The organism is Sphaerochaeta sp. S2, from assembly GCF_016406725.1.
Taxonomy (GTDB): domain Bacteria; phylum Spirochaetota; class Spirochaetia; order Sphaerochaetales; family Sphaerochaetaceae; genus Sphaerochaeta.
Map to the genome: position 1 here is coordinate 1 of NZ_JAEKNT010000237.1, position 9774 is coordinate 9774.

Below are 9774 nucleotides of genomic sequence, written 5' to 3' on the forward strand. Positions count from 1 at the left end.
GGCCACATAGGTACCAGTCGGTATTGCTTTCCTTGCAAGGAAGAGTCCATCAGCCCCAACAGAACCGGTAAAATCACAAAGTATTGGACTCTCTTCATCAATGAGGGTAACCTTCAGCCCATCTTTTCGTTCCAAGGCAAAATCGGTGATAAGCATTTTATACGAGGACGGAGAGATATTTACCGATTCCCAAGGGTCTTCATCCACAGCTTTTTCAACAGACCCCTCACCGGTAACCACTGCAATCAGCGTAATTTCGGCTGTTCCACCGGATCCAAGATTACATCCAAGTGAAAGAGAAATGATACTGATCAGAATTCCAAGGCACAGAAAACGAACGAGGCTTCTCACAAGCACCTCCCACGTCACTACCAGGATATCTTCAGTATAAACTGAACTAAAAATCTGACAATATCAGAGATATGTATATTTTCGTAAGTAGCTGTAGTTTTTACCCTAGGAGAAACTCATTCGTGTATATTGAAGCAAGGAGTTTATTACATGTATCTACCGTACCACGGGGCTGGAATCATATTCTGGACAATCAGCGAAACAGGTGAAGTTTCCTTCCTGATGGGAAAACGTTCCATGCCGCCTCAAAACCATAGGTGGTCTTTCCCTGGAGGAACATGGGAGAGAGCAAAAGATGGGTATGATACCAAGGGAAAGATTTCTTACAAAGAGACAGCAATAAGGGAGTGCCAGGAGGAAGTGGGACTGGATGTCCCATCCCCAGGAAACCTGTTCCCTCTCTGGTCGCTTGATGTACCAGGTTTTCACTACCGAGTCTATACATACCGTCTTCAGAAACAGGTAACACCACCCTACATCTCTGAATTCTCTCAGGCAAGATGGGTTACCTTCTCCACTGTCCCCTCTCCTACGGTAACCTTCGTACGGACACAGATCCGTAGGCTGAAACAGCATGTAAAGCACTAGAGATACATACCCAATCATATATGGTTACTGACAGTATTTCTAATTGCGTTCAGGGTATACAAACAAGGAAAAGGACCATCGGTTTTGTAGACCAATGATCCCTTTCTCGACTATTTTTTTTCTATACCTACGGCTTGATGTGGCAGAAGTAGTAGTGGTCCTCAGAGAGGCGCACCATGGGTGGATACTCCTTCTCGCATATCTCACCTACCTGCTTGTGACATCGACCGGCAAATGGACATCCCTTCACCTTCTTTGCAGGATCAGGCAGCATTCCCTCCAGTTCAATGATTTCCTTCTGCTTTGTAGGGTCAACCTCGGGAACAGCAGAAAGCAGTGCCTCGGTATAGGGGTGGTGGGAATTTTCCATCACCTCATCCCGCTTGCCATACTCAGCAATCTTTCCTGCATACATGACCATGATGTAATCACTGAGGTAGTTGATGACATTCAGGTCATGCGATATGAACAAGTAGGCAACATGGGTATCCACCTGTAGGTCATTGAGCAGGTTGAGTACCGATGCCTGGACAGAGACGTCAAGTGCACTGGTTGGCTCATCACAGACAATCAGGTTTGGAGAGATGGAAAGTGAACGTGCAATAGCCACACGCTGCTGTTCCCCTCCACTAAGCTGACGAGGTTTCTTTTCCAAATACTCCTTACCCAAGTCAACCTTCCTGAGAATATCGATGATCTTCTCACGCCGCTCATTCGGATCATTGATGTTTGCAAGCTTCTGCATGGTTCGACCAATGATCTTCTCGACAGTATGGGATGGGTTGAGACTTCGACCAGGATTCTGGAAGATTAGCTGAATGTTCTTCAGCGTCTCCTTGTCCCGTTTGTTCCAGCCAATGGAAATGTCGGTGTCACCGAAGAGAATCCTACCCTTGGATGGGGGGAACAAGCCACTGACCATATGACCGGTAGTGGATTTACCACACCCTGACTCACCTACAATACCAAGAATGGAATGAGGTTTGACTGAGAACTCAATGCCATTGACTGCATATACTTTCCGTCTGCTGCCATAGATCTTATGCAAGTCCTCAACCTTCAGCAAATCTTTCTCACTGTCGAAATCTGGATCATCCTTGCGTAGGGTTGGCGTGAGCCGTACCTTCAGTTTGTCGGGGATATCCTCAGCATATGCGCGATCGCAGGCAGCAAAGTGGGACCCTTCTATCTTCTTGATCCCATATTCACTGATACAGGTATCGTTCTTCTTGTCACACCTGTCAGCAAACGGACAGCCACCTTCATCAGCCCCACGTTTCTTCACATAACCGGGGATGGTGTTCAGCTTCGTCTTTTCCTTCACTACCCCACCTCGGGGCATACAATTGATCAAGGCACGGGTATATGGGTGTACAGGATTCTCAAATATTTGCTGTTTGGGACCGCTCTCGACAATCTCACCACTGTACATAACCACGATATTCTCAGCTACTTTATTGATAACACCAATATCATGCGAGATATAGATCATGGACATTTTCAGCTTATCCCTGAGTTCTGCAATAGAATCAAGGATGACAGCCTCTGTGGTAACATCCAAGGCAGTGGTCGGTTCATCTAGAATCATAAGGTCCGGCTTGCAAAGCAAAGCCATTGCAATACAGATTCTTTGCTGGATTCCACCACTCACCTGGTGAGGATACCTTCTTACAATGCCCTTGGGGTCTCCAAGGTTCATCATCTCCAAGGCTTCAATCGTTGCTTTCCTTGCCTTTGCCTTGTTCAGCTTCTGGTGGTGCATTCCCACTTCATCCAGCTGGAAGCCTATGGTAAGGGAAGGATTAAGAGAGGAGTATGGGTTCTGGAAAACCATGGCAATTCTATTGCCACGTACAGATTCCATATCTTTTTCCGATTTCTCGAGCAAATTATCACCCTTGAAACGGATAGCTCCCTCTACCTCTGCATTACTTGCAAGGTAGCGCATTACGGTGAATGCGAGGGTACTCTTTCCACAACCAGATTCACCTATGATTCCAATCGATTCACTGTATTCCAGATTCAAGGATACATTGTTGACTGCCGAGAAGTTCCCATCAAAGGTGTTAAATCGTACATGGAGGTTTTCAATTTCTAAAATATTATCGTTCATGTATCAATACCTTACTGACAAAGTCAGAGAAAATAGAGATGGCAATCACCAAGGAAGCGATAGCCAAGGCTGGAAACAGAACCGCCCAAGGCGCTTGTGCGATGATCGGCTTGTTCTCGATAACCATCATACCCCAGTCAGGGGTGGGAGGCTGCAATCCGACTCCCAAAAATCCGAGGGAGGCAACCATCATGATTGAATAGGCAAATCGTGCAGTAGCTTCAACAATGATGGGTCCCATGGTATTGGGGAGTATCTCAACAAACATGATGTAGAGATGATTCTCACCGCGAATACGAGCAGCAGAGACATACTCTTGGCTCTTTTCTGTCAAGAGCACTCCACGGGAGACACGTGCTGTAGCAGGTACGAATGCAATGGATACAATGATCGTCAAGCTCGCAATACTGGAATCTCCAAGAATACCAAGGATAACCATGGACAATACCAAGGGAGGAATGGCCATAAGAATATCCATTGCCCTGAGGAACGCTGTATCAAGCTTCCCTCCAAAGTACCCTGCTGAAAACCCAAGTAAGATACCCACCAATGTGGAAAATATGGAAGTCAGTAGTGCGACAGTTAGGATTGATCGACTGCCATAGACAATTCTCGCAAGAATATCGCGGCCAAGCCCATCGGTGCCCAACACATGACCATATTCACCAGGGGAAGCCATCTGATTCTCAGAGTCCATTGCCGTATGCGTAAAGGGAATCATGGATGGACCTACTGCAGCAGCTATCAACCAGAACAAGATGATTGCGATACCAACCATGGCCAGTGGACTTTTCTTCAATTGATACAAGAAATACTTCATTTCTGGCCTCCTTGGTATCTGATCCTCGGGTTGAGATAGCTATACATAATGTCGGTAATCATCGTAGAGAGTGAGTAAATGACGGTTATCAAGAGCACACAAGCCTCAATAAGCGGTACATCTCGTGTCTTGATTCCTGTCATCAGCAATGAGCCCATCCCTGGGAATCCGAAGAGAGTCTCAACTACGACCAGCCCTCCAAACAACCAACCCATATTCATACCAATAATGGTAATAGTGGGAAGCATTGCATTTTTCAACGCGTGTCTGAAAATGACATACTTGCGCGGCATACCTTTCAAGGTTGCTGCCCTGATGTAGTCAGAATTCATAACGGTGATCATGGAAGAACGTTGCATTCTCGAGATATATCCAAACATAACAAACGTAATGGATAATGCAGGGAGAATCACAATGTTCAGGTTCTGCCAAATACTTTCCCCAATGGGAATGACGCTGACAATGGGAAACCAGTCCAACTGAACAGCAAAGACGGTAATAAGAATAACACCGGAAACAAACTCAGGGAGGGCCATTGTAGCCAAACCAAAAAAGGAAATAATTGAGTCTGTCGGTTTCTTCTCCTTTACCCCTGCCAATACCCCAAAGAAGATAGATAGTGGAACAAATATGATAAAGGCGGTCATGGCTAATATTACTGAGTGTCCAACCTTTCTCCAAAGTATGGAGTTGATCGAAACACCCTTCATATATACAGATTCACCTAAATCACCGACAGCTACGCCTTTAATCCATCTTCCATAGCGTTCCAGCAAGGGATCATTGAGCCCCCTTGCCTCACGCAGGGAAGCCACGGCCTCCTCTGTAGCACTCTGGCCCAGAATCATTTGTGCGACATCACCTGGCATGATTTCAACAAGCAAGAAGATGATGAACGACATGACGACCAGGGTCGCAAGAAGCGACCCCAGACGACGAAGAAACATTTCCATTAATCTCTTCATAGAATATCCATGTACTTGTATTGTGGAAGCATGGTAATCGGCTGCCGGTAACCAACAACACTGTCATTGATCGCCACCAGATACGGAACCTGTACGTTGATCAGAGGACCATTCTCATAGAACCATTCCTGCAACTCATGATAGTAACTCATACGCTGATCAGGATCTGCCTCACCTGAAATCTTCTCGATTAGATCGTTGAGAGCAGGTGCATCCAGATGAGACTCATTCCAAGGACCACCGCCCTTGAAGGCAAGTGCGAGCAACATGGATGGGTCAATACGACCACCCCAACCAGTAAGGGAGATGGGAACATTCAACCAGTACTGTGAAAGGTAGACGTCACGAGTATATCCCTTCAGCTCAATATCGAATCCAGCCTCAGCAGCCAATTCCTTAACCGTCTGGCTAAGCTCCTTACCAAATGGGTGGTCAGAAGCGTAGTAGAGTTCAGTGCTCAAGCCATTGGGATAGCCAGCATCTGCAAGCAATTCTTTTGCCTTTGCAATGTTTCTCTCACGCAAGGGAATCTCTTTGTACTCAGCCAAGGCATTCATGATCGGGGTCTCATTATAGTAGACGCCATCGCCCAATTCCATTTTAGCGGTACTACGGGCAATTACTTCTGGATCCATGGCATACTTGAAAGCCAATCGAACGCGGTTGTCATCAAAGGGAGCCTCATCTACACGCATGGAGATGAATCTCTGTTCCTGGTATGGAGCGATGACAGAAATGCCATCAACACCATCAAGACGCTGCTTGATCTCTGGGGTGATGAAGGGAACAACATCTACACGATCAGATTCAAGCATGGAGATGCTGGCATCAATATCGCCTACAAAGTAAATGGCGATCTGGTCAACCTTGGGAAGTCCTTCTGCCCAATAGTTCGGATTCTTCTCAAGCAGTGCTGATTCCTTGGGAACCAACTGGCTCATCATGAAAGGACCAGTACCCATTGGCTTGGTCTCACCATAGGAGTCATAGTCATACTCACTGGAGAGGATTGCCATACTGTAGTCGGTCATCTGATATACAAAAGTCGGGCGAGGCTCTTTGAGCGTTACCTCAACAGTATGATCATCAATGACACGTACAGATTCCATAACCTCGAAGTCAGACTTCTTCAAATGACCAAGGTCAGGATCCTGGGTTCTCTCGAGTGTGAATTTTACATCTTCAGCGGTAAAATCAGAACCATTGTGGAACTTGACACCCTCTCTCAGCTTGAAGGTCCAGACCTTACCAGCGTCGGTTTCCCAGCTTGTTGCAAGCACAGGATCAAGTTCACCGGTTTCTGCATTGATCTCCATCAGATACTCATAGATGGATGAGTTCATGGAGAATACCTGACCATCCCATACACCTGGGGTAATCAATCCAGGGACCTGGTCTGCTACTCGGATCTGTTTAACAGGAGCCGCTTTTTCTGCATCCCCTCCTGCAAATACCATCATGGGTATTGCAAGCAAAAGTACTAGTAATAATGTACGTCGCATAATTCCTCCTCAAAGTTGTTCGAATCTAGACGTTTTCTTGTCGGAAGTTCCCACATTAGGAACCATTTTTCAAAATCATACAGGCCGTTAGTGCAACCAATGCACATAACATAGTTTGTGAAATTCCTGTATCCGACAACTCTATTAAACTATTAAAGTTGGCACTTTGTCAAGAAACATGCTATAATTATTTGCTATTAGCAATCTTTTACCTAATCCAATCCTTTACAATCCCTCTCTAGCTAACGTCTTATCATGACTTCCCTCTCCCATGAAGAACTTTTTTGCGTGCACCCATTCAGTTTTTTTGGGTGATTATCTATGGTATATAAGAATTTCATTAAAAATCATTTTTTGATTTTTCTAGACATATTTATGATTCAATGATAGCTTTTTAGTAGAATTACACCAATGGAATACTGAAAAGGAGAGTCAACATGAGAAAAATCACGATGTTCGTGAGCATACTGTGCCTGACAGCAATGCTCTTTGGGGCTGGAATCAATGAAGGGCAGTTTGCCGACCAAAGCAATGAAGAATATCTTGAGCACTATTTTGGGATTACACTTCCAGACGGTTCGGTCCAAATTGCTTCCTTCGAGAAGGCACTCAACCAACTGAGCGGAACGGAAACTGAAATCAATGAACAGAATGAAATCTTCAAAGCACTTGTTGCTGCAGCTGACCTCACTGAACTGGCCTTGACCTACAGTCCAGAGAAGGCATCGAACAGACTTGCCTTCCATGGCATCAATCGTGAAGTGCCCCAGGAAGTACAACCTTATCTAGCATGTGCGCTTGATGCATCACTGCTCCCCCCCTCCATTGCTGAGGAAATCATGGGTAAATCAACACTTGCCAGCATAACTGCTGCAAATCTACTGATGAGCATTGCAAATGCAAACGGTGTAAGTAGAAACTATATCGGCAATATACAGGATAGCGATATCCTTATGCGAATTTCCAACGCTTTTGACAGTTATACCCTCTTCTCCGACAACAATCTGGATGCAATCGGTGCAGAAGCAGTACAGAGAAAGGCTTCCACCGGATACAACTTGAAGAAGGATGCTGATGATGCACAGTTCCTTTCCTCCCGTACCATCCAGTATGGCCATAGCGATGAAACCCACCTGAAACAGCTTGTCGTTCTACTTGCGAGTGAAGGCATGGATGCAAAACTGCAGATAGAACCAAAAGTCTCCATCTATGAATACCTGCTTGACTGGGGTCCGGTGCCTGAACCAAGTCCCTACTACATGGTTCTGGAAAACAGTGAAGATTTCTATCTTGCCTATGCAGTTGAGTATGATGCGAAATTCGAGTTCGAGAAAAAAGAAGATTTGCTTAAATTTGACCAAATCATCAACACCTATGCGAAGAAAAATGATCAGAATCAAGCAAAGGACAGTAACGTGGCCTTGCTTCGAGGTGCCTGGTGGCAACCGCTGTATAGCACAACCTTCAATGCCGACTCCCAGGCATATCAGGAGATAGTCGACTGTATCCTGATGGAGGACGGATACTCCATTCACCCCTTCTCCCTGCTTGAGAACAAGGACAACCTTATCAACACCCTGGAAGAACTGAGTGGATTGGAAGTACAGGAGAAGGCCTTGTTTGTAAATAATGCCTTTTACCGCTATCTAACCGGTGCAGATTACCAGTAAGATTGCTTGTATATGATAGGCAACCGCCCAAGGGTTGCCTATCTTTACAGAACTGAGATCAGATGGAGGACACTGTTATGATTCCCTACGTACGTCAGAACCAGATATATTCATATATCAAGATGAAGCAGATTGCTTACATCGAAGAGTTGCTGGAATTGACAAACGTCTCTCTTCCAACCGTTCGTCGTGATCTCAAGAAACTGGAGGAAGAAGGCAAGATCATTCTTCTTAATGGAGGCGGAGTAAGGCCAAATGAAGAGGCAGAACACTCAGTAGTAGCCAGACTTGAAGTTAATTCTGAAGAGAAATACCTGATCTGCAGTAAAGCTGCAAAATCACTCGAGAACAATGAATTCATATATCTCGGCCCGGGTACTACAGAAAACTACCTCATTGGGTTTCTGGCAGGCAAGCATTGCACTGTGGTTACCAATGGTATTTTCCATCTTCCGAAACTATTGGAGTACAAGATAAAGACAATTGTTGTTGGAGGGGCCCTCGATCATAGCTATGGGATTACCCATGGTCCAGAAGTATATGGGAACATTGAAAAAATGAATTTCAGTACGTGCATCATTGGTGCAAGTGCAATCTTTAAGGGAGGAGTATCCTCCTTCGACCATGATGTTTCAGTCATCAATCAACTCGTGCTTAAGCGTTCAAAAAAACGTATCCTGATTGCAGATTCCACCAAGTTTTCTGCCTTCAGCCATCACGAATTTGCCAAGGTTGATGACTTCGATTGCATCATTACTACAGAAAAAGCGGGGATAAAAGAAACTGACATGAAGAATCTTGTCATTGCTCATCCCTCGGATTTATAAAGGAACTACCATGCAGCATTGTAGAAAAGCAATTATTGGAGGAACCGGAGTCGGTTCACTAGCCAACTTGAAAGGGCCTTTCATTGTAGAAACAACGTATGGGAATGTAGAGACATACCGTTTTACCCTTGCAGAGGAAGAGATTCTTTTCCTTCCCCGGCATGGAAAAGCTCACAATACACCGCCTCATGCCATCAATTACCGAGCCCAGATGAAGGCACTCCAGCAGGAGGGAATTACCCATATATATGCATTGCTCACCAGTGGATCGATGGATGAATCGATCACCGAGGGTTCCATTGTGGTTATTGAGGATTTCCTCGATTTTACCACTGGCCGGAGCAAGACCTTTTATGATGGACATGACAACAAGGTAGCCCATGTTGATATGAGTGACCCCTATTGCGGTAACCTGAGATCGCTGTTCATACAGGTCGCAGAAGAAGCAGGCACACCAATCCATACCAATGGGGTATATGTTTGTACGGAAGGTCCCCGATTTGAAGGCAAAACAGAGATTGCCATGTTCCAAAAATGTGGAGGCACCTTGGTAGGCATGACAGGTATTCCGGAAATGTTCCTGGCAAAAGAACAGGGAATGTGCTATGCCGCTATCGGCCTGATCTCGAACATGGCTTGTGGTTTGAAAGGTGAGAATCTTGCACATATCGACCACGGCCAAAGGATTGCCCAGGCGAAGGAGTCTGCCTTGCAGATCATAAGCAACATTTTTAAGACAAAACAATTGACCCAGGACCATTGTGGCTGCTCCAATGCAGTCCTTCATTTATAATAATAGGAGGAATGATAAAAAGTCAGTAGGTGGTTACTGAGGCTCTGTCTGAAGGGTGTATCATTATAGATACAAGGTTGGAAGACAGAGTAGGTGCAAGTTCGACATGTTTGATGGTCGTAAGAGGCCGATTAGGAGAATGAAG

At 45.3% G+C, this 9774-nt stretch carries 9 protein-coding genes; 4 read left to right on the forward strand and 5 right to left on the reverse strand.

Annotated features, from left to right (window positions below; all coding sequences use genetic code 11):
* The coding region (locus JF818_RS06700; protein WP_198891259.1) for a hypothetical protein at positions 1 to 351 on the reverse strand (351 nt) is incomplete at its 3' end.
* A 150-nt stretch (positions 352 to 501) separates the two neighbouring features.
* On the opposite strand from JF818_RS06700, the gene JF818_RS06705 reads away from it, so the two are divergent.
* On the forward strand, positions 502 to 939 hold the full coding sequence (locus JF818_RS06705; RefSeq protein WP_198891260.1) for an NUDIX hydrolase: 438 nt from the start codon (positions 502 to 504) through the stop codon (positions 937 to 939).
* Between the two features lie 127 nt (positions 940 to 1066).
* On the opposite strand, the gene JF818_RS06710 is transcribed toward JF818_RS06705, so the two are convergent.
* The 4 genes from JF818_RS06710 to JF818_RS06725 are packed head-to-tail and all read right to left on the reverse strand — an operon-like array spanning position 1067 to position 6339.
* Positions 1067 to 3052, reverse strand: coding sequence for a dipeptide ABC transporter ATP-binding protein (locus JF818_RS06710; RefSeq protein WP_198891261.1), 1986 nt, complete (start codon positions 3050 to 3052; stop codon positions 1067 to 1069).
* The gene (locus JF818_RS06715) at positions 3042 to 3872 is read right to left on the reverse strand and encodes an ABC transporter permease (protein WP_198891262.1); all 831 of its coding nucleotides are present in this window, start codon (positions 3870 to 3872) and stop codon (positions 3042 to 3044) included. Before JF818_RS06715 ends, JF818_RS06710 begins: the two co-directional genes overlap by 11 nt.
* Positions 3869 to 4837, reverse strand: a complete 969-nt coding sequence (locus JF818_RS06720; RefSeq protein ID WP_198891263.1) for an ABC transporter permease — start codon at positions 4835 to 4837, stop codon at positions 3869 to 3871. Before JF818_RS06720 ends, JF818_RS06715 begins: the two co-directional genes overlap by 4 nt.
* Positions 4834 to 6339: an ABC transporter substrate-binding protein gene (locus JF818_RS06725; RefSeq protein ID WP_198891264.1), complete on the reverse strand. Its 1506-nt coding sequence runs from the start codon at positions 6337 to 6339 to the stop codon at positions 4834 to 4836. Before JF818_RS06725 ends, JF818_RS06720 begins: the two co-directional genes overlap by 4 nt.
* 437 nt (positions 6340 to 6776) lie before the next feature.
* Here JF818_RS06725 and JF818_RS06730 point away from each other — a divergent pair, with 437 nt between their 5' ends.
* The 3 genes from JF818_RS06730 (at position 6777) to JF818_RS06740 (ending at position 9629) form a co-directional block, all read left to right on the forward strand.
* Positions 6777 to 8009 carry a hypothetical protein gene (locus JF818_RS06730; protein ID WP_198891265.1) on the forward strand — a complete coding sequence of 411 codons (1233 nt, stop codon included), beginning with the start codon at positions 6777 to 6779 and terminating at the stop codon, positions 8007 to 8009.
* Between the two features lie 77 nt (positions 8010 to 8086).
* Complete coding sequence (locus tag JF818_RS06735) at positions 8087 to 8836, forward strand: DeoR/GlpR family DNA-binding transcription regulator (protein ID WP_198891266.1); 750 nt, start codon at positions 8087 to 8089, stop codon at positions 8834 to 8836.
* Between the two features lie 10 nt (positions 8837 to 8846).
* Positions 8847 to 9629, forward strand: a complete 783-nt coding sequence (locus JF818_RS06740) for an MTAP family purine nucleoside phosphorylase (protein ID WP_198891267.1) — start codon at positions 8847 to 8849, stop codon at positions 9627 to 9629.
* The last annotated feature ends 145 nt before the right edge of the window (positions 9630 to 9774 follow it).